Raw genomic sequence first — 22,890 nt, 5'->3', positions numbered from 1 at the left:
GGAAGGTAGGTCAGCGTTTACCTTTACCCGCTAGCATTAGTGCGAAGAGCTCTGCCTGAAAGCGGGCATCATCCAATGCGTTATGGTTCGGTTCGCTGAGTGGCTTCAGCGCAGCGGTCATTTTGGATGATTTTGTTTCCTGCCAGCTGCAACCTACAGCGCCCATAAAGTAGGCCTTCATGTCGATAGCGGTAAAACCAAAGGGGTTGGTTTCCAGGTATTTGTGGAAGTAGTAATTGACGAATGACCAGTCAAACGGTGCATTGAGTCCTACGAAAATGACCTTTTGCCCCGGTTGGCAGGACGATTTCAGCCATTGATCAAATGTCAGCATCGCCTGTTGCGGAGCGAGGCCCTCGCGCTCCAGCTTCTCCAGACTCAGCCCCGATACTGCCAGTGCTTCCGGGTCGTGTTTTGGACTGTCAGGTCGTAGTTCAAGATAGATGGACGTTACAGGTTGGGCTACAAGACAAGCTCCAATGGAAAGCAGACTGTATTCGCCTGGTATAGGCCCAGAAGTCTCGACGTCGACGGAAACATAAAGCTCATCAGGGTGCATGTCATATCCTTTCGTGTAGTTACCTGATCACGCTCAGGCTCTTAGCCATGTGAAGGTGGAAAGGCAGGTATAGCCATTGCCCCATTTTTTGCTGTTTCACTCGCTATCCGGCGTTCGAGCAGCGGCAGTGCCTGTCTACCAGCGGATTGCGCGTTCCTTTGGTCAGCTCTGGGCCCAAGCATAATGATGTGTGTCATTCTCTGATGGCGGATGAGGGCCGGACGATCATGAGTGAAACTGAGCGCTGGATAGTAAAATGCCAGAAAACTGAGGACGGTACTGGCGACATCATCATTGATCTGCCTCAAGAGTTGCTTGACCAAATGAGGTTAGGTGTTGGGGACGACCTGGAGCTAACGGTAGTGAATGGCACATTAGTCCTGACGCCCGTGTGCAACGCAACATCAGTGCGGCCCATGTTTGCTGGCGTCCTGCGTCAGGATGTCTATCATGCTTACCGCATGCGTCTGGAGACGCTTCTTCATATCTCTGTCAATGCTTCGGATCTGGACATTCACGACATGATAGTAGCTGGCTTCTCGGTCAGCCTGATCAAAATGCTTTGTGATGATGGAACCCTCAGCGACGAAGAACGCGACAGAATCATTCAACCCAAAACGCTCAAAACAAAACTGTCAGCCAATCAGCTTTTAACGTTGCATGAGAGCGATCGCCTGTTCCGGTTTGCACATATTACCGCCATGGCCGAGGTGATCTTCGGTGACAAAGGGAAGGCCAAACAATGGCTTTCCAAACCCAAAGCCCGTTTTTTGGGAGAAAGCCCATCGGCGATGGTCACTACAACCTTTGGCACACATCTAGTCGAAGAAATGCTGATTCAAGTGTCTGAGGGCATGTCATTTTGATTCAGCCGCAGCCAAACGGCTTCTACCGCTCCTTGAGTAACATGGATTTCATGCGCCTATACCGGCGTCGCCTTGCCGAATACGACATGCACGGGCATCCATGAAGCACTAGGTTTCACCCACATCGGCACCTACCGCTAGGTAGGGTTCACGCACGGCAATGGCATAGCTGGGTACTGGCGAAAACCCACTTTATCCGGTGACAGCTAGATAGAAATCATCCCGTTCAGTGGGATGAGGGGAGAAGACGGACCAGCTGTGAAATGGCCCAGTCTTCGGCATCGGAACCTCGTGTGTCGATGGGAGCTAAGCTGATTGATGCTTCTCGTTCGAATCGTTTTTTTGATCGGCCGGAGGTACAGATGAATCTGGCAGATTTTGTCTCAGTGCTTTCTGCGGGTGAGAAAATAGATGGGTGCCAACTCACCACCTCAGATGCTGTGGCCCTCGCCAGTCTGCATTTTCCTTCCCATGCCTATTGTCTTGTTGCTGATTGGGCAATATTGGATCTCGACATTCCAACACGTCAGCGAAAAGCCATTACGGATAGACAGCTAATTCCTGCTCTCGTTTACGCTTTGACCGTTATCCAAGACAGTAAAGGCCGCTTCCCGCCTGGTGATTGGGTCCGAACAACGCTGGGTGTTTCCTTCACCCATGACTGCTTATTTCGAACAAAAAACACAGTTTATGTGCTGATGGGGACTGGTCGAAGGTTGCACACGGATTTAGACATCGCACTGAGCCTGTGCTGAAAAAAGACTATTTCCGCACAGGTGAGTGACCGGTCGCGCTCACATAATATTTCGGCCTGAATGAACGCTCTCGCTGTTGTGTCAATCTATGTTGTTACCAATCGAGCCCCGTATTTGAAGTGCGACCCGTCTGTGTCAGTCTATGTTGCTGTCGTGTGGATCCCGGATCATCCTACAGGCCCCGATTTACGAGAGGGGCTGTGTCAAACTATGTTGTTGGTAACCAGGGGCGAGGTCGCTGTCATTGACAGGATCTTGCCCCTTTTACATTCAGCTCAGAATTTTTCCGCAATCAACCGCAGTGGGTAATCCGGTTCTCGATAGCCGCCCGGCTTCTGCCGTTTGGGCAACTTCACGGTTTCCCTCGGAACATCCTCATAGGGAATGCGACTGAGCAGGTCGGTGATGATGTTCAGGCGCGCCCGTCGCTTGTCGTTCGAGTTGGCCACCAACCACGGTGCATGGTCGGTGTCGGTCATCTTGAACATGTCGTCACGTGCGCGTGAATAGTCATACCAGCGGCTGTAGGACTTGAGGTCCATGCCGGTGAGCTTCCAGATTTTGCGTCCGTCCTTGATGCGAGCCTGAAGCCGTCGTGTCTGCTCCTCCGGACTCACTTCCAGCCAGTACTTGATCAGAATGACACCTGAATCGACGATCGCGCGCTCGACTAGAGGGATGGCCTTCAGGAAGCTATCCACTTGTTCCTGGGTGCAGAACCCCATCACCCGCTCCACGCCGGCGCGGTTGTACCAACTGCGATCAAAGATCACCACTTCGCCAGCCGCCGGCAGATGCGGCAGGTAGCGCTGCACATACATCTGACTTTTCTCGCGTTCGGTAGGTGCGGTTAGCGCTATCACCCGGAAGACACGCGGGCTCACCCGCTCGGTCAACGCCTTGATGGTGCCGCCCTTGCCAGCCCCGTCGCGACCCTCAAAAACGATGCACACCTTGATGCCTTTGTGTCGCACCCACTCCTGCAGCTTGACGGTTTCGACGTGCAGTTCGCGCAGTGCTTTCAGGTAGTCTTTGTTGTTCATTTTCGAGCTGTCAGCCATTGGCTGCTTTTGTGCCCGCTTCTTGTTCTTCGCCATGACCAAGCCCTCACTCTTTTCCCGGTGATGTCAGACTAGGTCGTTTTCGACGTCGCGCTCAAAATCGCAGCCTGATGGTTGCGATTTTTATCTGAATGGAGGACATGCCCAGTGGACCGATTCCAGGAAATGCAGGTTTTCGCCGCTGTAGCCCAAGACCAAGGTTTCTCGGCGGCGGCGCGGCGTTTGGGTATGTCGGCGGCCAGTGTCACCCGTGCAGTGGCCGCGCTGGAAAAACGCATTGGCACGTTGCTGCTGACGCGCACCACCCGCAGTGTGCATTTGAGCGAGGCAGGTCAGCGGTATCTGGAGGACTGTCGGAGAATTCTCGCTGAGGTGCAGGAAGCGGAGGACTCGGCGGCGGGCAGTCACGCAGAGCCTCGCGGGCAACTGACGATTACGGCGCCAGTATTGTTTGGCGATTTGTTTGTCACGCCGGTGATGGTGAGTTATCTGACACAGTTTCCTGAGGTCTGCATCAATGGGTTGCTGGTCGATCGAGTGGTGAGCATGGTCGAAGAGGGGATCGATGTGGCGGTGCGTATCGGTGAGCTGCCCGATAGTAATCAGCATGCGATTCGCGTCGGTGAAGTGCGCCGGGTGATTTGTGCTTCTCCGCAATTTCTTGAGGCGCATGGCAGGCCGACCCATCCTCAGGATCTGACCCGCGCAGCGGTTATTGCGACGTCCGCTATCGGTCAAATGAAAAGCTGGCCCTTTCTTGAAGCCGGAGCGCCACTGAATGTTCGACCGGAACCACGCCTGGTGGTGACGGCGAATCAGGCCGCCATTACGGCGGCGTGCCTGGGGTTGGGATTCACCCGCGTCCTGTCTTATCAGGTCGCCAGCAAAGTCGCGTCCGCAGAACTGGAAATCGTTTTGGCTGACTTCGAACTGCCGCCGCTGCCCATCCATGTCGTTTACCAGGGCGGGCGTAACGCCCCCGCGCGGATTCGCAGTTTTGTGGACTTCACCGTGAAGGCCTTGCGGGAACACCCGGACTTGCAGGGCTGATGGTTTATTTCACTGGGTGAAATAATGGATTGCACTTGCTGGCTATTCTGTTGTTTTGGTTGCGGGTGGAAGATAGCGGCCATCGGTGCTGATATGTCCTGGACGGCACCATCACCCCAGTGGAGTCGACCATGCAAGCGATCAAACTCTATAACTTCCCGCGCTCCGGCCATGCTCACCGTGTGGAACTGATGCTGTCCCTGCTGCAACTGCCGACCGAGCTTATCCTGGTTGATCTGGCCAAAGGTGCGCACAAACAGCCGGATTACCTGGCGATTAATCCTTTCGGGCAGGTTCCGGCCATTGATGATCAAGGCGTGGTGCTGGCCGACTCCAACGCAATCCTGGTTTATCTGGCGCAAAAATATGGCAACGGTCGCTGGTTGCCGGCCGACCCGGTTGGCGCGGCGAAGGTGCAACGCTGGTTGTCTGTGGCGGCCGGCCCGATTGCCTTTGGTCCGGCCAGGGCAAGGCTGATCACTGTGTTTGGTGCGGCATATAACGCTGAAGAGGTGATTGCCTACTCTCACATCTGGCTCAAACAGATCGATCAGGAACTGGCGGCTTCGCCTTATCTGGTTGGCACCGAACCGACCATTGCCGACGTCGCGGCCTACAGCTACATCGCCCATGCGCCCGAAGGCAATGTGTCGCTCGAAAACTACGCCAATGTACGAGCCTGGCTCGCGCGTATCGAAGCCTTGCCTGGTTTTGTTGGTATGCCGCGCACCGTCGTCGGCCTGCAAAAAACTGCCTGATGCTGCGGCCCGACCTTGTCGGGCCGTCCACACTGCGCTCATGGCGCGGGGAGAAGCCGTTATGGACCGTTCACCTTGGCACGCTGGCGAGAAACAGATGCAGGCACACGTCGGTGTTGCCGAGCGAATGGAGACGTTGGGGCGTCGGGTGGTTCGCACCGAGATGCCGGACCAGCACCGTACATTCTATGAGCAACTGCCGTTCATGCTGTACGGCGCGGTGGACGCCGACGGTAATCCTTGGGCCAGCATTCTCGAAGGGCCACCGGGTTTCGCCCACTCGCCCGAGCCGGATGCGTTGCAGTTCAACAGCCTGCCGGGGGCGGATGACCCTGCGCAATTGCGCGATGGCGCGGCGATCGGATTGCTGGGAATCGAATTGCATACACGGCGGCGCAACCGCCTCAATGGTCGCGTCGGCGCCGTAACGGCGGAGGGTTTTGCTGTCACGGTCGAACAGTCCTTCGGCAACTGTCCGCAATACATTCAATTGCGCCAGTTTCGCTCGGTGCCGCTGGCGGATCCGGCGACGCGCATTGCGCAACACCTGAATGGCCTGGATGACGCGGCCAAAGCCATGATCGCCGACGCCGACACGTTGTTCGTCGCGAGTTATGTGGATATTGATGGCCAGCGCTCAGTGGACGTTTCCCACCGCGGCGGCCAATCCGGTTTCGTACGGGTGGAAGGTAATCGCCTCACCATCCCGGACTTCGCCGGCAACCTGTTCTTCAATACCTTGGGCAATCTGCTGATCAATCCCCGGGCAGGTTTGCTGTTTATCGATTTCAACTCGGGCGACTTGCTGCACCTCAGTGGTCGTACCGAAGTCATCCTTGAAGGCCCGCAGGTCGAAGCCTTTCAAGGCGCCGAGCGCCTGTGGACATTCGAGGTGGAGCAGGTGGTGCGCCGGCCGGCCGCGTTGGCTTTGCGTTGGCGCTTCGATGGCGTTTCACCCACCAGTCTGCTGACCGGCACCTGGGAACAGGCCAGCGCCCGTCTGCAAGCCCAGGCCCTGGGTGATCGTTGGCGGCCGCTGCGAGTGGCGCGGATCGAAGCGGAAAGCCACAACATCCGCTCAATCTATCTGGAGCCCGCCGATGACGCAGGGTTGCCGGTATTTCAGGCGGGGCAGCATTTGCCACTGCGGTTCAACATTGGCGATGAGGTGCATATTCGCACTTACAGCTTGTCGAGCGCGCCGTCCGATGACTTTTTCCGCATCAGCGTAAAACGTGAAGGGCTGGTGTCGTCGTACCTGCATGAGCAGGTTCGAGTCGGTGATCTGCTGGAAGCCCGTGCACCGCAGGGGCATTTCACCGTGGCAGCCCATGAACGTCGGCCGCTGGTGTTGTTGGCTGCCGGGGTAGGTATTACGCCGCTGCTGTCGATGGTGCGGGAGGTGGTGTATCAAGGCCTGCGCACCCGGCACATTCGTCCGACATGGTTTTTCCAGAGTTCGCGCACGTTGGCCGATCAACCGTTTCGACCCGAGCTCGATCGCCTGCTCGAGAGTGCGGGTGGCGCGGTGCGGGTGCTGCGTCTGCTCAGTCAGCCGGAGGCCGATGCTCACGAGGGCGAAGACTTTGATTTGACCGGACGGATCGACACGGCTTTGCTCCAGTCCATCCTTGAAGAGGAGGACTACGATCAGCTGGACTTTGTCCTCTGCGGCCCGGGCAGTTTTACCCAAGGGCTGTACGACAGCCTTCGGGGACTGGACATCCGTGACAGCAGGATTCACGCCGAAACCTTCGGCCCGTCGACCTTGCGTCGCCAGCCGGACCCCGACGCGGTGGTCATCGAGCAACCGCCCGGCGCAACCACCTCGGTGCCGGTGGTGTTCCAGCGCTCGGCCAAAGAAGCCCGCTGGCAACCCGATGGCGGCAGTTTGCTGGAGTTGGCGGAAAGCCGTGGCTTGCGTCCGGAATTCAGTTGCCGCGGCGGCTCCTGTGGGACCTGCAAGACCCGCCTGATCAGCGGCCAGGTGAATTATCCACAGCCGCCAGCGGAAGTGCCGGATGAAGGAAGCGTCCTGATTTGTTGTGCGATTCCGGCGCAGGGCTCGCAGCCTTTGGTGCTCGACCTGTAGCATCTCACGGACGCTGCCTTCAGCAGATACAAAGGATGCTTTATGGTTTTTCTCGCTCGCCTGTCGGGCTTGCTGGTGATGGTGGCGTTGCTTGCCGGTTGCGAACGACAGGACGCGCCGCCGCTTGATCAACAACTCTACGTTTGGCAACGGCAATGGACGCCCGGCCACGAAGCCGCACTCAAAGACAGTCGTGCGGACTTTTCCACGCTGCGAGTGTTGGCGTTGCAGGCCTTCCCCCGGGCGGGTTGGAGTCGGGCGCGAATCGATGCGGCGCTGCTCAAACAGGATGGCCGGCCGCTGATTGCGGTGATTCGCCTCGATGGCCAGCTCAAGTCGCTGGACCAGGACGAAGTGACCGCACAGATCGGCCAGGTGCTTGATGATTGGCAAGCGCAAGGGCTGATCGTCACCGGTGTGGAAATCGACCACGATGCTGGCAACGCCCGGCTACCGGCGTATCGGGAATTTCTCACAGCGTTGCGCGGAAGTCTTCCGGCCTCCATGCCGCTTAGTATTACGGCATTACCCGCCTGGCTCGGCAGCCGCGAACTGCCGGCATTGTTATCCACAGTCGATAGCAGCGTGTTGCAGGTGCATGCGGTGAGCGATCCGCGCAGGGGCTTGTTTGACCCGGAACAGGCGCAAACATGGGCGAAGGCGTGGGGCCACATCACGTCGAAACCTTTTTACCTGGCGCTGCCGGCTTATGGTGTGGCGCTGTTACCGCAGACCGACGGCGCACCGCTGGTGGAGAGCGAAGTGCCGGTGGAACGTGGCGGCGAGCGTCGGGAATTGCTGGCCGATCCACAGCAACTGCGCACACTGGCCACTGAATTACGCAACGATCCGCCGGTGCATCTGGCCGGCCTGATCTGGTTTCGCTTGCCCCTGGCCCAGGATCGTCGGGCCTGGAGCCTGACCACCTTGGGCGCCGTGGCCCGCGGCGACATCCTCGACAGTCGCCTGATGCTGAAACTCTCGGCGCAGGATGGCCTCTATGACGTCAGCATCAGCAATCAAGGCAACCTCGACGGTGTCTGGCCCGAGCGTCTGACGCTCGCGGTGCGAGGTTGTGAGGGCGCCGACGCCCTGGCCGGTTATGCGTTGCAACAGAGCCCGGATCTGCTTACCTTCACCCGCCTGCGCGACGGGCGAATACCTGCCGGCGGGGAGCGCGCCATCGGTTGGGCGCGTTGCACCCACATTGATCAAGGAGGTTCAAATGTTCACCCGTAACTGGCCCCGCCATTTGCTCTGCCTGAGCCTCAGCTTGCCGCTGGGTTCGGCATTGGCCTGCGGGCCGGATTTCCCCATGCGTCTGCTCGACAACCGGGGCCAGTCGCTGGCGGAGTTGCCGGAAGGCAACTTCCGGTTCGAGATCAATCGTCTCGGGCATGCGATTGCGGGTCTGAAGAACGTCACCGAAGTCGTCTACAACAGCTTGGACGCGACCGACTATGCCGAGCAGCGGGACAAGGCCGAGCAGGCTGGTTTGACCGTGGAACAGCAAGCGCAGGTCAAACAGTTGCGCAGTTTGACCGATGCTCATCAGGTAGAAGCACAGGGCGCGAGTCTGCCGACTGAACTCGTGCTCTATCTCGCGGGCGCCGTGGCGTTCAACGCGGGTGACCCTGGATTGGCCGCCGAGTACTTCCAGAAAGTGCTGGCGCTACCTGCGGATCAGCGCGCGTTACGCAGCACCTGGGCCGCGTATTCGCTGGGCCGCGCGCTGTTTGTCATGAGCGCCGAAGCGGACGCGAAGCCCGACCTGCTGACGCCATCGCGCAAAGCGTTCGAGCAGGCTCGGCAACTGAGCATTGACGGTTTCAGCGACCCGTTGGAACTGGGCGTTGCCAGCCTCGGCGAAGAAGCACGCGTGGCGCGCACGGCGGGTGACTGGAACCGAGCCATTGAGCTCTATGCCACGCAAAACCTCCACGGTTCGGCGGTGGGTTACACCTCGCTGAAACTGTTGGTGGCGGATCTGGCGGCGATGCCTGACGAGCAACTGGCCGCATTGCTTGAAGGCAAACCGGTACAGCAACTGATCACGGCGTCTCTGATCAGCCGGTTGGGTTGGTCATTTGGTGATCAACCGCCGAACGAACAAAAACTGATCAAGCTGCTGCAAGCCAGCACCCGCGGCAGCCTGGATAACGCCGATCGACTGGCGGCGGTGAATTATCAACAGGGCGACTACGCCAGCGCCAAAGCTTTTCTGGAACACGCCGGCGACGGTGGCCTGGCGTGGTGGCTGCGGGCGAAACTGGCGATGCGCGAGGGCGATAAAACCGCCGCCGCCGCGGCATACGCCAAAGCGGCCCAGGCCTTTGCGCAGAATGAATCCTGGGGTGAGCGGCGAACGCCTGACTGGGACTTTGAAACGCTTCAGCCCAAGTGCCGGGTCGAAGGCGAAAGCGCAATCCTGGCGTTGCAACGCGGGGATTATCTGCAAGCGTTCGATCAGCTTTATCGCAGCAACGACATTTACTGGTTCGACGCCGCGACCGTCGCCGAGCGTGTGTTGACTGTCGATGAGCTCAAGCATTACGTCGACACTCAGGTGCCCGCACCGCCGGCGCTGACTCAGCAGGATCGCGACAACTATGTGCCGTTGCCGGTGGCGGCGAAGTTGCGCAACTTGCTGGGGCGGCGATTGCTGCGTGAAGAGCGTTACGATGAAGCGCCGGCGTACTTCGGCGATGCTGAACTGCAAAACAAGGCAAAGGCTTATGGTCAGTTGCGCCAGGAAGCCGAGTCCGCTTGGTGGCCAACCCGTCGTGCCGAGGCTTTGTTCAACGCTGCGAAGATCGCTCGCGAGTGGGGGATGGATATCCTGGGATACGAAATGGCGCCGGACTATGCCACGTTCGGTGGTAACTACAGCCTTGAAAGCACCGAACTCAAGGTCGGTCCCCTGGTGGCTGAAGAGGAGGTCAAGCGTCAGCACGCCAGCGCTGCTCAACCCGATCAGCGTTTCCACTACCGTTATGTCGCCAATGCCTTGGCCAGCCGCGCTGCCGATCACCTGCCTCATACCAGTCAGGCCTTTGCGGCGGTGTTGTGTGCGGCGACAGGGTGGAACACTGATCAGGAGCAGAAAAGTGCCTTCTATCAACGCTACGTCAAAGAAGGCCCCTACGTGGATTGGGCACTATTCTTCGGCGAGCGATGCCCTTATCCGGACTTCCAGAACGCAGACAAACGTTACGTCACCCAGGCGTTGAGTCCGATCCGGGCGACGCTACGGCCGTACAAAAAGTGGCTGGAAGTGGGCGGTGTATTGGTGTTTACCGCGCTCGCGCTGTTGCTGGTCAATCGTCACAAGCGTAAGGCGCGCCAGTAATCAGGCCTGTTGAACAAAAGTCAGTCGCACCGCAAAACCGATCAACAGGCTGCCAAACAGCCATTGCTGGAAGCGCTGGGCCGAAGGACTGCGTTGCAGCCAGCGGCCAAGCGCGGCGCCAGCCAAGGCGTAGGCGCTGTCGAACAACAAACCGACGCCGACCAGCACAACACCCAGGGTCGCGAATTGCGCGAGCACCGACCCTGCGTGCGGATTGATGAACTGCGGCAACAGCACCGAGCAGAACAACAGCGCCTTGGGGTTAAGCAGGTTAGTCAGTAGACCGCGCTGGATCGCTTCGCGCCAACGTGGTTTTCCACAGGCTGCACCCGCGTCGTCCAGGTTGGGCAGCATCGTGGTTCGCAAGCACTGAATGCCGATCCATAACAGGTACGCGGCCCCCGCCAGGCGCACGACGTCGAAGGTCCAGGGCGCAGCCTTGAACAGTGCCGCCAGCCCCAATGCCGCCAGTAACACGTGGCAACCCCGTGCGATGCCCAAGCCCACTGCTGTCGCCAGCGCCGCCCCTCTGCCTTGGCGTGCGCCTGTCTGCAGCAGCAGAATCATGTCCGGGCCCGGCAACAGGTAAACCACCGCCAGCGCCATGAAAAACAGCCAGAGTCCTGCCACGATGCACCCCATTCGTTGTTGATTCGGTAGGTCAGTCTAGGGCGGAAAGTCAGGGCAGGTGGTTGCGTAGTTTGCTTCTCAATCGTCTTGGGTTGGCATAACCTGCCATTGAATGATCACTAAGCCATCAGGATCTGCCAAAAATGAAACTGGACGCCTACGACCGCAAGATTCTCGCAGCCCTGCAACGGGATGGTCGGCTGAGCAACGTGCAACTGGCTGACGAGATCGGTCTGTCCGCGTCGCCTTGCTTGCGTCGGGTACGAATGCTTGAAGAGGCCGGGGTGATTCGCGGCTATCAGGCCAATCTGGATCGCGATGAAGTCGGGCTTGGGCTGACGGTGTTTGTCGGGGTCAAGGTTGAGCGTCACAACGACGAACAGGCCGAGTCTTTCCGTCTGGCCGTGACAGCGTTGCCCGAGGTGATTTCTGCGTTTCTGGTATCAGGGGAATCGGATTTTTTGCTGCAGGTGGTGGTGCCGGATCTACGTGCGTACGACCGCTTTCTCACCGGACGATTGCTGAAATTGCCGGGCGTGAGCGATATCCGCAGCAACTTTGCGATTCACACGGTGAAAACACCGGGGGCGTTGCCGCTGGAGCATTTGCCAACTTGAACGCAAAGATCGCAGCCTTCGGCAGCTCCTACTGTCGTACTCATATCCTGTAGGGGCTGCCGAAGGCTGCGATCTTTTTTGATATTTGCTACATCTGAGTCGCCATCCCCTCCACATTCATCGCCGCCTGACGCAACGCCTCGGAACGCGTCGGGTGTGGATGACACGTCAGTGCGATGTCTTCCGCCGAGGCGCTGAACTCCATGGCCACGCAGTATTCGCCAATCATTTCACTGACACTCGGGCCGACCAGGTGCACACCGAGAATTTCGTCGGTGCGCTCGTCGGCCAGCACTTTGGCGAAGCCTTCGGTCTCGTGGTTGATCTTCGCCCGGCTGTTGGCGGTGAACGGGAATTTACCGACTTTGTAGGCCCGGCCTTCAGCCTTGAGTTGCTCTTCGGTCTTGCCGACGCTGGCCAGCTCCGGTCGGGTGTAAATGACGTTGGGAATCAGGTTGTAATTGACCTCGCCGGCTTTGCCGACGATCTGCTCGACGCAGGCCATGGCTTCATCTTCAGCCTTGTGCGCAAGCATCGGCCCGGAGGTGACATCGCCAATTACCCACACGCCGGCCGCTTCAGTCCGGTGGCCCTTGTTGGCAAGCATGCCGCGCTTATCCGTAGTGAGTCCGACGTTTTCCAGCCCCAAGCCCTGGGTGTAAGGCCGACGCCCGATGGCCACCAGCACGTAATCGGCTTCCAGCCCTTCGGCAGTGCCACCGGCTGCCGGTTCAACGCTGAGTTGCACGCCATTTGCCGAGGTAGTGGCGCTGGTGACTTTCGAACTCAACTTGAAGTTGATGCCTTGCTTGCTCAACGAACGCTGCAGCGTTTTGCCCGCTTCACCGTCCACGCCGGGGCAGATCCGGTCGAGAAATTCGACCACCGTCACTTGTGCGCCCAAGCGCCGCCACACCGAACCCAACTCCAGGCCGATGACCCCGGCGCCAATCACCACCAGATGTTTTGGCACTTCGGATAAAGACAGCGCACCTGTGGAATCAAGGATGCGTTGGTTGTCGATCTCTACGCCGGGCAGGGGAGTGGGCTCGGACCCGGTGGCAATGATGATGTCCTTGGCGCTCAACTCGGTCTTGCCACCCTGGCTATCCGTTACCGTGACTTTCCCCGGGCCGTCGATATGCCCCCATCCCTTGATCCAGTCGACCTTGTTTTTACGAAACAGGAACTCGATGCCCTTGGTCAGCCCGGTCACGCTTTCATCCTTCTGCTTCATCATTTGCGCAAGGTTGAGCGTGGGTTTGACCTCGATCCCCAGATTGGCGAATTCCGCACCCATGGCTGCGTCGTACAGTTCGGAAGCATGCAACAGCGCCTTGGACGGCATGCATCCGACGTTCAGGCAGGTGCCGCCGAGGGTCGCGCGGCCTTCCACGCAAGCGGCTTTCAGGCCCAGCTGGCCGGCGCGGATTGCTGCGTTGTAACCGCCGGGGCCTCCGCCCAGAATCACGATGTCATAGCTGCTCATGGATTTGCTCCTGGATTAAATGGGAATCGGGCTGGATAAACGTAGTCCGCAGATAAAATTACGAGCGTAATATGTGCGCTCATCGGTGTTTCGGTCAAGGCTTCAGCCAAGCGACAGGTTGGGCATCTTCAGATAGAGCGATTAGTACAAAAATTTCACGACTTTCGTTATATCGTAACGAATTGCGACTTGGGCAAAGAAAACACTGGGGTGGTATGCAAGTCGATCTCGAAATTGAGGGAACAGCGGTAGCCGGGCTGCCGCGCTTTCAGCAGGCAGTCTTTCAAGGGCGACGATTGCGGCAGTTGGCAATCGGTCTCGGCGCACTCGTGGCGACAGGGCTGGTGCTGGCGGTTTTTGCCGGGCTGTTTGCGCCACAGTCGCTTTGGCCAGCGTTGCTGGTCAATCAGAGCGCCGGTCTGCTGGTGCTGATTGCCGGGCTGCAATCGGCGTGGTGGGTGACGCAATGGCGCGCACGGGCGATGAATCCCCCAGCGCTGCCGGTGGAGATCGAAGTCGTTGACGCTCCGGTGGGCTGGTATGAACAGCTGCTGGAGCGTATCAGCCAACGATGGACACGGATGCTGGCGCAGATCGGCGCCCCGACGCTGTGGCTCGGCGGCTGGGCGTTGTTGGCGCTGTTCAGCATCAACCAGGTCTGGAATCTTGCGCTGCCCTCTGCCGCGCCAGGCTTTTCGGCCAATGTCGGTGCTGCGCTGTCATTGCTGCTGGCCTTCGGTTTGCTGGTACTGGAGCGGCAGTTTGCCCAGGAAAACGTGGCCCAGTGGCCTGAAGCGGGGCAGTTGGCCCAGCTGACTCGCGTGGCAATCATCAGTCTGGTGTTGAGCGCGTTGTGTCTGTTGTTCAGCAGCGAGGTTTCCGTCTGGCCGGTGCGACTGGCGGTGCTGGTCGGGCTACTGCCGGGGCTCGTCGCGGTGGAACTGTTGCTGCGAGCCGCGCTGTCATTGTTCAGTCCCCGACGCGAACAACTGGAACCTGCCTTGCTCGCCCGAAGCTTCGTCGCCGACATGCTGCGCTGGCCACCACAACCGCTGTTGGCGTTGCAGCATGAATTGCATAACCGCTTCGGCATCGATCTGCGGCAAATCTGGGCGTTCACCTACATGCGTCGCGCGTTTGTGCCGGTGCTGGCGGTGGTCACCCTTGTCGGTTGGTCGCTGACCGGCATTCACGAAATACCCCTGCAAGGGCGGGGCATCTATGAGCGCTTCGGCAAACCGGTGGAGGTGTTCGGTCCCGGCTTGCACGCGGGCCTGCCGTGGCCGCTGGGCCGAGTGCTGAGTGTCGAGAATGGCGTGGTCCATGAGTTGGCCACGAGTGTCGGCGAAGCGGCGGCCCCCATTGCGCCGGCACCCGCTGAAGGTCCGGCGCCCGCAGTTGCCAATCGCTTGTGGGACGCCAGCCATGTGAATGACAAATCCCAGGTCATCGCCAGCAGCCGTGCCGACAAGCAGAGCTTCCAGATCGTCAACATGGACGTGCGGTTCGTTTACCGCATCGGCCTGTCGGATCAAGCCGCGTTGGCCGCAACCTACAACAATGCCGATGTCCCGGCGCTGATCCGCAGCACTGCCAGCCGGATTCTGGTTCATGATTTCGCCTCGCGAACCCTCGACGGTTTGCTCGGTGAGGACCGGGTAGGGCTTGCCGAAGAGATAGGCCGCGCCGTACAGGCGGACTTGCAAACACTTGGCAGTGGCGTGGAGATTCTCGCGACCGTGGTCGAAGCGATTCATCCACCGGCCGGCGCCGCCAACGCTTATCACGGCGTGCAAGCGGCACAGATTGGCGCACAGACGCTGATCTCACGCGAACGCGGTGCAGCGGCAGAGGCGACCAATCAGGCGCAATTACAGGCCAGCATCGCTCGTGATCAGGCGACGGCCAACGCTCGTGAAATCAATGCAGCTGCGCAAGCAGCCGATCTGAAATTCAGCGCCGAGCGAAAAGCCTATGCCAGCGCTGGCCAGGCTTTCGTGCTGGAGCAGTATTTCAGCCAGCTTTCCCAAGGACTGGCCAATACCCGGTTGCTGGTTCTCGACCATCGCTTGGGCGGCAGCAACAACGCGCCGACCATCGACCTCCGAACGTTCACGCTGCCGGCTGATCCCGCGCCGTCGCGTCCAACTGCTCAGCCAGGAGCTGCCAAATGAGCCAGTCGCACACTCACGATCATGCTGACCACGCCGGGCACGATCACGGCCACGGCGGGCATCACCACGGGCATCACCATCATCACCACGGAGACCCACAAGAAGCCGGTCCCTTCCCGTGGCGGCGCATGGGTTGGGCTGCGTTGCTGGTAGCGTTTGCCATCGCGGCGGCGAGCCTGGTGCAAGTGCGTTCCGGAGAAGCCACGGTCATCACGCGCTTTGGCAATCCGTCGCGGGTGTTGCTGGAGCCGGGGCTGGGCTGGCGTTGGCCCGCACCTTTTGAAGCGGCGATTCCTGTTGATTTGCGTCTGCGTACCACGTCGAGTGGTTTGCAGGATGTGGGCACGCGCGACGGTTTGCGCATCATCGTTCAGGCTTACGTGGCGTGGCAGGTGCAAGGTGATCCGGACAATGTGCAGCGCTTCATGCGCGCCGTGCAGAATCAGCCGGACGAAGCGGCGCGGCAGATTCGCACCTTTGTCGGCTCGGCGCTGGAAACCACGGCCAGCAGTTTCGATCTGGCCAATCTGGTGAACACCGATGCCAACCAGGTGCACATTGCTGACTTTGAAGCGCAACTGCGCCAGCAAATCGATCAGCAATTGCTGACCACGTATGGCGTTCGCGTGCTGCAAGTTGGCATCGAGCGTTTGACCTTGCCGTCGGTAACCCTGACTGCCACCGTCGATCGCATGCGCGCCGAGCGTGAAACAATTGCCACCGAACGCACGGCGATCGGCAAACGCGAAGCGGCGCAAATCCGCTCCGCCGCCGAGCGGGATGCGCGAATCGTTCAGGCCGATGCCACCGTCAAATCTGCCGACATTGAAGCCCAGTCCCGCGTCGAAGCCGCGCAGATTTACGGACGTGCCTACGCCGGATCGCCGCAGCTGTATAACTTGCTGCGCTCTCTCGACACCTTGGGCACCATCGTTACGCCGGGTACCAAACTGATTCTGCGCACCGATGCTGCGCCGTTTCGAGTGCTGGTTGACGGTCCGCCGACGCTCGATATCAAGTCCGGGTCGCAGCCATGAGTTTGGTTCCACGTGGAACAAATGAGTTGAGCAGCCCCTGGATTCAGGCCGGGCGATTGGCGTTTCTCGCGCTGTATGCGGTGACGGTGCTGGCCGCGTTGGCGTGGGCATTTTCCAATGTTCGGCAAATCGATCCGCAGAATCGTGCGGTGGTGTTGCACTTTGGCGCGCTGGATCGCATTCAGAATGCCGGCCTGCTGTTGGCGTGGCCGCGACCGTTCGAGCAGGTCATCCTGTTACCGGCGGCCGATCGGGTGATTGAGCGTCGGGTCGACAATCTGTTGCGCAGCGATGCCGCGTTGCAGGCCGACCGAGTCGCCACATTCGCCACGCCGCTCAGTGATGCCCTCGCCGGGTCCGGTTATTTGCTGACCGGTGACGCCGGCGTGGTGCAACTGGATGTTCGGGTTTTTTACAAAGTCACCGAACCCTATGCGTACGTGCTTCAAGGTGAACATGTGCTGCCGGCACTGGACCGCCTTGTGACTCGCAGCGCCGTGGCGCTGACGGCTGCCCGTGACCTGGACACCATTCTGGTGGCGCGACCGGAGCTGATTGGCGCGGGTAGCCAGGCGGCCGAAAGACGGGAACGCCTGCGCGGCGATCTGGTGCAAGGCATCAATCAGCGACTGGCGGATCTCACGGCCACCGGCCAGGGACTGGGTATCGAAGTGGCGCGCGTCGATGTGCAATCGAGTCTGCCGGGGCCGGCGGTCAACGCCTTCAACGCAGTGCTGACGGCGAGTCAGCAAGCCGATAAAGCCGTGGCAAACGCACGCACCGAAGCCGAGAAACTCACCCAAACCGCCAACGAACAAGCCGACCGTACGTTGCAGGTTGCCCACGCTCAAGCGAGTGAACGGCTGGCCAAAGCGTCAGCCGACACGGCTACCGTGTTGAGTCTGGCCAAGGCGCAACAACAGGGCACCGACCCGCAAATGCTGCTGCGCCTCTACCGCGAGCGCATGCCGAAAATTCTCGGTCAGGCCGGCTCGGTGACCACGGTCAATCCGAAAGACGATTCCCGCCTGATCATTCAGGGAGCTGCACAATGAGCGCACAAACCGCCGCCGCACCGAGCCTGTTGTCCTCGGCCGAACAACGCAGCGCCGCTCGCCAGTTGACCCTGGCCATGCTCGCATTGGGTTTGTTGGCGCTGGGTTTGATCTGGCGCTGGTGGTCGCCGGAGCAAACCGGTGTCAGTCAATTGCTGTTGGGGTTTGCCTCATTGCTGGTGGCGGTGCCGGTGATGCGCTCGGCCTGGTACAGCTTGCGTTATCCGAGCTTGCACGGGATCACCGATCAACTGATCGCGTTGGCCATGCTCGGTGCCTGGGCGACCGGCGATCTGCTGACCGCTGCGTTGCTGCCGATCATCATGATCTTCGGCCACGTGCTGGAAGAGCGCAGCGTAATCGGTTCTCAGGAAGCGATTCACGCGCTGGGCAAATTGACGCGCAGCCATGCGCGCAAGGTTCAGGCAGACGGCTCCATCGTCGAAGTCGACAACGGCACACTCAAGGCCGGTGACCGGGTGGAAGTTCGCGCCGGCGACCGAGTCCCGGCCGATGGCCGCGTGCTCGGCGGTCAGGCAAGTCTCGACACGGCGTCGATCACCGGTGAGTCGGTGCCGGTTGAGGCGGGTGTCGGCATGTCCGTGTTCGGTGGGGCGATCAACCTCGACGGCCTGCTGCGTATCGAAGTGACGCGCACGGGCAGCGAATCGACACTCGGCAAAGTCATTGCGCTGATGCAAAGTGCCGAACGATCCAAACCGCCGATCACCCGATTGCTCGAACGCTACGCTGGCAGCTACATGGTGTTGGTGTTGCTGCTGGCCGCCGTCACCTGGTTCATCACCAACGATGCGCAGGCAATGCTTGCGGTGTTGGTGGCGGCCTGTCCATGTGCGTTGGTGTTGTCGGCACCGGCCACGGCGATTGCCGGGGTGGCGGTTGCCGCTCGCCATGGGATTCTGATTCGCAGTTCGGCGTTTCTCGAAGAGCTGGCAGACCTGACATCGCTGGTGGTGGACAAGACCGGGACGCTGACCTTCGGCACCTTGCGCCTGCAATCCATCGACAGTCCGCTGGAAGATCGCAGCCACGTATTGAAACTTGCCGCCAGCCTCGGCTCTGCCAGCAGTCACCCGGTCAGTCGCGCACTCGCCGGGTTGGTCACTCAGGAACATTTTCTGCTGCTCTCGAACATTCACGAACGGCAAGGGTTGGGCGTGGTGGCGATGACGGAGCGGGGCGAAGCGGCGCTTGGCCGTCCAGAGTTGTTTGCTCAATTAGGCATTCCCGTTTCAGCAGTCCCCGAACACGATGGCCCGATTGCCGGGCTGGCCCTCGATGGTGAATTTCTCGCCTGGCTCTTGCTGGCGGACAGCGTCAAACCTGAAGCGCGGTTTGCCTTGAACGAGTTGCGTGAGCTCGGACTGGGCCGGCAGCTATTGCTCACGGGTGATCGCCAAAGTGTCGCAGATAGCTTGGCTGGGGACGTCGGGATCGTCGATGTCGAGGCCCAGGCGTTGCCCGAGGACAAACTCAATCGCGTGCTCAAGGAGATCGACAGCGGCTTCCGGCCGATGGTCGTCGGTGACGGCATCAATGATTCGCTGGCACTCAAGGCGGGCGTGGTCGGCGTTGCCATGGGGGCCGGCGGGGCCGACATTGCCTTGGCGTCCGCTGACATCGTGCTGATCGGCAGTGACCTGCGACGGCTTGGCACCTGCGTGCGTTTGAGTCGCCAGTGCCGGAACACGTTGCAGGTCAACGTGATCATCGGTCTGGGCTGGACGCTGGCAATAGTGGCCTTCGCCGCATTCGGCTGGCTTGGCGCGGCAGGGGCGATGATCGCGGCGTTGCTGCATAACCTGAGTACCTTGCTGGTGCTGGGTAACGCCGGACGGTTGCTGCGCTTTCAGGAGCCATTGCTCAAGCTGAAGGACGAAATTTGAGGGGTTTCAACTTTTCAGAACTGGTTGCCTGATTTGTAGTCATCTAAGGTAAGGGCAATCACTTCTGTGAGTTTTGCGACGTGTTGGTTTGAACGGTGCGGGTCATAGAAAAGGGCTATGAAATCGATAGCCTGCTATTTTTCAAGGATGGTCTAACCTCACAGCAGACGTCTGAAACAAGGGGGGATATTCCATGCTCGCGCAACTTCCACCGGCCTTACAGAATCTGCAGCTACCGTTACGCCTGCGACTCTGGGACGGCCATGAATTCAATCTGGGGCCGACGCCCAGCGTCACGATTGTGGTCAAGGACCCACAAATGGTTACCCAGTTCACTCATCCAAGCCTGGACGCGCTCGGAGCGGCGTTTGTCGAGGGTAAACTCGAGCTTGAAGGTTCCATCAGCGACGTGATCCGCGTCTGCGATGAATGGAGCCAGGCATTGATGAGCGAGGACGACGACAGTCAACCTGTGCGCACCGTCCACGACAAGGAAACCGACGCCAAGGCGATTTCCTATCACTACGACCTTTCCAACGCGTTTTATCAGCTGTGGCTCGACAGTGACATGGCGTATTCCTGCGCCTATTTCGAGACCGGCAGTGAAACCCTGGAACAGGCCCAGCAAGCCAAATTCCGCCATCTGTGTCGCAAGTTGCGCCTGCAACCCGGCGAATATCTGCTGGATGTCGGTTGCGGTTGGGGCGGGCTGGCGCGTTATGCGGCGCGGGAGTTTGGCGCGAAAGTGTTCGGGATCACGCTCAGCAAAGAGCAACTGGCGCTGGCCCGTGAGCGAGTGACCGCTGAAGGCCTGGACGATCAGATCGAACTGCAACTGCTCGACTACCGCGATTTGCCTCAGGACGGGCGCTTCGACAAGGTGGTCAGTGTCGGCATGTTCGAACACGTCGGCCACGCGAATTTGGCCGAGTACTGCAAGACGTTGTTCGGCGCGGTGAAAGAGGGCGGTCTGGTGATGAACCACGGCATCACCGCCAAGCACACCGATGGCCGTCCGGTGGGGCGCGGTGCCGGGGATTTCATCGAGAAGTACGTGTTCCCCAACGGCGAGCTGCCGCACCTGTCGATGATTTCTGCCGAGATCAGCGAAGCGGGGCTGGAGATCGTCGATGTCGAGAGTCTGCGCCTGCACTACGCACGCACCCTGGACCACTGGAGTGAGCGTCTGGAAGACAATCTGGAAGCCGCTGGCAAGCTCGTCCCTGAGCAGGCGTTGCGCATCTGGCGGCTGTACCTGGCGGGATGCGCTTATGCATTCGCCAAGGGCTGGATCAACCTGCACCAGATCCTCGCGGTGAAAACACACCCCGATGGCAGCCATGAACTGCCATGGACCCGCGACGACATCTACACCCCTTAAAGTATCGGGGAAATGAGCCGGGCGATCCGCATGCCGACCTGTTGCAGGCGGTGGGTCTCCCGGCTTTCTTCTTTGGCGACTTCATGGGCCTGCGCGAAATCGTCGTTGAGCATCTGTTCCACTTCGCCGGCAAACACGCTGTCGACTGTCAGCAACATCACTTCGAAATTCAGGCGGAACGAACGGTTGTCCAGATTGGCGCTGCCGATGGCGCTGATTTCGCTGTCGATCAATACCACTTTCTGATGCAGGAAACCGGGTTCGTAGCGGAACACCCGCACGCCGGCGCGTACCGCTTCGAAGGCGTACAGGCTGGAGGCGGCGTAGACGATCCGGTGGTCGGGCCGCGACGGCAGCAGAATGCGCACATCGACACCCCGCAGCACCGCCAGTCGCAACGCCGCGAACACCGCTTCGTCGGGGATGAAATAAGGGCTGGTGATCCACACTCGTTCTGTCGCCGCATGGATGGCTTCGACGAAGAATAGCGAACAGGTTTCGTAGGAATCTGCCGGGCCGCTGGCGAGCAATTGGCAGAGCACGCCGTCGTCCGGATAAACGTCCGGCAGTATCAGCGGCGGTAACGACCGCGCCGCCCAGAACCAGTCTTCGGCGAAAGACTCCTGCATGCAGGCCACCACCGGCCCGCGCACGCGGACGTGGGTGTCGCGCCAGGGTGCCAGAGGTGGTTTTTCGCCCATGTACTCGTCGCCGACGTTGTGTCCGCCGACGAAGCCGAGCACACCGTCGACCACGACGATCTTGCGGTGGTTACGAAAGTTGACCTGGAAGCGATTGAGCCAGCCGCTACGCGTCGCGAACGCTTTGACTTCGACACCCGCATCGCGCAACGGCTGCACGTAACTGTGGGGCAGGGAGTGGCTGCCGATGCGGTCGTACAGCAGATAAACGGCAACGCCTTCCGCCGCTTTTTTCAACAGCAGGGTTTGCAGGCGCTGGCCGAGGCGGTCGTCGTGGAGGATGAAGAACTGGATCAGCACGGCTTCCCTGGCATGGCTGATGGCTTCGAAGATCGCCTCGAAAGTGGCCGGACCATTGATCAGCAGGCGGACCTCATTATTCGCCAGGCACGGCATGCGCCCCAGCTTCGGCATTGCCCTTAATGAAGCGTAAGCGTTGGAGGCGCGTGCCGTCAGGGCTTCTTCTACCCACGGTCGCCAGTTCAACTCAGAGATGGCCTTGCGCATTTCCTCGTTGGCCTGTCGCCGCGCCTTGATGTAACCATCGAAGGTGCTGCGGCCGAAGACCAGGTACGGGATAAGCGTGAGGTAGGGAATGAACAGCAACGACAGGGCCCAGGCGATCGAGCCCTGGGCGGTTCGAACGGTCAATACGGCATGGATGGCGGCAATCAGCCCTAACGAGTGCAACAGGGCGATCAGATAACCGAAAACATGCGGTCCAAAATAATCCATGGGGCAGCCTTGCTCCTGAAGATTCAATGCTTAACAGACCATGTTCCGTGCAGAATGTCGCTATTTAATTGGCCCATGAACCGAAGCCTGTGGCTGACGTCTAACGGCCACTACTGATCAGGAGTTACACGATGAACGTTCGTCTGCTGGGTTTGGCCGTCGCTTTTGGTTTGGCTCTTCCTGTGGCTGCTCAGGCGCAGATGCTTCAGCCGGGCTTGTGGGAATTGACCTCGAGTAACATGAAGGTCGATGACCAGAACCTGCCGGACCTGCAATTGATCCTTGGCCAGATACAGAGCCAGATCACCCCGGAACAGCGGGCGCAGCTGGAGAAACAGGGCATCACGATGGGCGGCAAGGGGATTCGCGCTTGCCTGACGCCGGAGCAAGTGAAGAGCGACAACATCCCGCTGACGGACCCGCAATCGGGCTGCAAACAGGAAATCACCGAGCGCACCGGCAACCAGTGGAAATTCCGTTTCAGCTGCCCGAAAGCGCAAGGGGCGGGTGTGGCGACTTTCTTGAGCGATCGTGAGTTCACCACCAAGGTGAATGGCACTTTCAACGCTACCGGCATTCAGCAAAAGGGTAGCCTTGATACTCGTGCGGTCTGGTTGGGGCAGGATTGCGGGACTGTTAAGCCGAGAGCTTAAACACGTCGCTCCCACAGGAAT

Annotated in this window: 19 protein-coding genes; 14 read left to right on the top strand and 5 right to left on the bottom strand. The window is 59.7% G+C overall.

The window, feature by feature from the left end:
- Positions 1-10: 10 nt before the first annotated feature.
- Positions 11-559, bottom strand: a complete 549-nt coding sequence (locus tag B723_RS04835; RefSeq protein ID WP_017341626.1) for a 3'-5' exonuclease — start codon at positions 557-559, stop codon at positions 11-13.
- A gap of 227 nt (positions 560-786) precedes the next feature.
- Between B723_RS04835 and B723_RS04830 the strand changes: the two genes are divergently transcribed.
- On the top strand, positions 787-1,425 hold the full coding sequence (locus B723_RS04830; RefSeq protein ID WP_228758830.1) for an antitoxin Xre/MbcA/ParS toxin-binding domain-containing protein: 639 nt from the start codon (positions 787-789) through the stop codon (positions 1,423-1,425).
- A gap of 362 nt (positions 1,426-1,787) precedes the next feature.
- Positions 1,788-2,180, top strand: coding sequence for a DUF6957 family protein (locus B723_RS32825; RefSeq protein ID WP_074059250.1), 393 nt, complete (start codon positions 1,788-1,790; stop codon positions 2,178-2,180).
- Between the two features lie 275 nt (positions 2,181-2,455).
- On the opposite strand, the gene ppk2 is transcribed toward B723_RS32825, so the two are convergent.
- Complete coding sequence (ppk2, locus tag B723_RS04825) at positions 2,456-3,277, bottom strand: polyphosphate kinase 2 (protein WP_017341624.1); 822 nt, start codon at positions 3,275-3,277, stop codon at positions 2,456-2,458.
- A 111-nt stretch (positions 3,278-3,388) separates the two neighbouring features.
- Between ppk2 and B723_RS04820 the strand changes: the two genes are divergently transcribed.
- The 5 genes from B723_RS04820 (at position 3,389) to B723_RS04800 (ending at position 10,490) form a co-directional block, all read left to right on the top strand.
- Positions 3,389-4,291 carry a LysR family transcriptional regulator gene (locus tag B723_RS04820; protein ID WP_017341623.1) on the top strand — a complete coding sequence of 301 codons (903 nt, stop codon included), beginning with the start codon at positions 3,389-3,391 and terminating at the stop codon, positions 4,289-4,291.
- Positions 4,292-4,422: 131 nt separating this feature from the next.
- Entirely contained in the window at positions 4,423-5,049 is a 627-nt protein-coding gene (locus B723_RS04815; protein ID WP_017341622.1) for a glutathione S-transferase family protein, read from the top strand.
- 61 nt (positions 5,050-5,110) lie between these two features.
- Positions 5,111-7,141, top strand: a complete 2,031-nt coding sequence (locus B723_RS04810) for a pyridoxamine 5'-phosphate oxidase family protein (RefSeq protein WP_017341621.1) — start codon at positions 5,111-5,113, stop codon at positions 7,139-7,141.
- A 42-nt stretch (positions 7,142-7,183) separates the two neighbouring features.
- Positions 7,184-8,380: a DUF3142 domain-containing protein gene (locus B723_RS04805; RefSeq protein WP_017341620.1), complete on the top strand. Its 1,197-nt coding sequence runs from the start codon at positions 7,184-7,186 to the stop codon at positions 8,378-8,380.
- The gene (locus B723_RS04800; RefSeq protein ID WP_017341619.1) at positions 8,367-10,490 is read left to right on the top strand and encodes a hypothetical protein; all 2,124 of its coding nucleotides are present in this window, start codon (positions 8,367-8,369) and stop codon (positions 10,488-10,490) included. Before B723_RS04805 ends, B723_RS04800 begins: the two co-directional genes overlap by 14 nt.
- Here the strand turns inward: B723_RS04800 and B723_RS04795 are convergent, their stop codons facing one another.
- Complete coding sequence (locus B723_RS04795; RefSeq protein ID WP_031319186.1) at positions 10,491-11,120, bottom strand: LysE family translocator; 630 nt, start codon at positions 11,118-11,120, stop codon at positions 10,491-10,493.
- A 143-nt stretch (positions 11,121-11,263) separates the two neighbouring features.
- Between B723_RS04795 and B723_RS04790 the strand changes: the two genes are divergently transcribed.
- Positions 11,264-11,737, top strand: a complete 474-nt coding sequence (locus tag B723_RS04790) for an Lrp/AsnC family transcriptional regulator (RefSeq protein WP_017341617.1) — start codon at positions 11,264-11,266, stop codon at positions 11,735-11,737.
- 88 nt (positions 11,738-11,825) lie between these two features.
- Here B723_RS04790 and lpdA read toward each other — a convergent pair whose 3' ends face one another.
- Entirely contained in the window at positions 11,826-13,226 is a 1,401-nt protein-coding gene (lpdA, locus tag B723_RS04785; RefSeq protein ID WP_017341616.1) for a dihydrolipoyl dehydrogenase, read from the bottom strand.
- Positions 13,227-13,441: 215 nt separating this feature from the next.
- Between lpdA and hflK (B723_RS04780) the strand changes: the two genes are divergently transcribed.
- The 5 genes from hflK (B723_RS04780) (at position 13,442) to cfaB (ending at position 20,780) form a co-directional block, all read left to right on the top strand.
- Positions 13,442-15,400, top strand: a complete 1,959-nt coding sequence (gene hflK / locus B723_RS04780) for a protease modulator HflK (RefSeq protein WP_017341615.1) — start codon at positions 13,442-13,444, stop codon at positions 15,398-15,400.
- Complete coding sequence (gene hflC / locus B723_RS04775) at positions 15,397-16,437, top strand: protease modulator HflC (RefSeq protein ID WP_017341614.1); 1,041 nt, start codon at positions 15,397-15,399, stop codon at positions 16,435-16,437. The genes hflK (B723_RS04780) and hflC overlap by 4 nt, the downstream gene beginning before the upstream one ends.
- Complete coding sequence (gene hflK, locus B723_RS04770; protein WP_017341613.1) at positions 16,434-17,492, top strand: protease modulator HflK; 1,059 nt, start codon at positions 16,434-16,436, stop codon at positions 17,490-17,492. The genes hflC and hflK (B723_RS04770) overlap by 4 nt, the downstream gene beginning before the upstream one ends.
- Positions 17,489-19,399 (top strand): heavy metal translocating P-type ATPase, encoded by a 1,911-nt coding sequence (locus B723_RS04765; RefSeq protein WP_017341612.1) that lies wholly within the window; start codon positions 17,489-17,491, stop codon positions 19,397-19,399. Before hflK (B723_RS04770) ends, B723_RS04765 begins: the two co-directional genes overlap by 4 nt.
- Before the next feature lie 193 nt (positions 19,400-19,592).
- Positions 19,593-20,780 carry a C17 cyclopropane fatty acid synthase CfaB gene (cfaB, locus tag B723_RS04760; protein ID WP_017341611.1) on the top strand — a complete coding sequence of 396 codons (1,188 nt, stop codon included), beginning with the start codon at positions 19,593-19,595 and terminating at the stop codon, positions 20,778-20,780.
- On the opposite strand, the gene cls is transcribed toward cfaB, so the two are convergent.
- Positions 20,777-22,216 carry a cardiolipin synthase gene (cls, locus tag B723_RS04755; RefSeq protein WP_017341610.1) on the bottom strand — a complete coding sequence of 480 codons (1,440 nt, stop codon included), beginning with the start codon at positions 22,214-22,216 and terminating at the stop codon, positions 20,777-20,779. The genes cfaB and cls overlap by 4 nt on opposite strands.
- 131 nt (positions 22,217-22,347) lie before the next feature.
- On the opposite strand from cls, the gene B723_RS04750 reads away from it, so the two are divergent.
- Positions 22,348-22,869 (top strand): DUF3617 domain-containing protein, encoded by a 522-nt coding sequence (locus B723_RS04750; protein WP_017341609.1) that lies wholly within the window; start codon positions 22,348-22,350, stop codon positions 22,867-22,869.
- Positions 22,870-22,890: the final 21 nt, after the last annotated feature.

Origin of the sequence: Pseudomonas fluorescens NCIMB 11764, from assembly GCF_000293885.2 — a bacterium.
Lineage (GTDB): Bacteria > Pseudomonadota > Gammaproteobacteria > Pseudomonadales > Pseudomonadaceae > Aquipseudomonas > Aquipseudomonas fluorescens_B.
The sequence above is the reverse complement of the archived record's forward strand: the minus strand, read 5'-3'. Positions and strand labels throughout refer to the sequence as shown.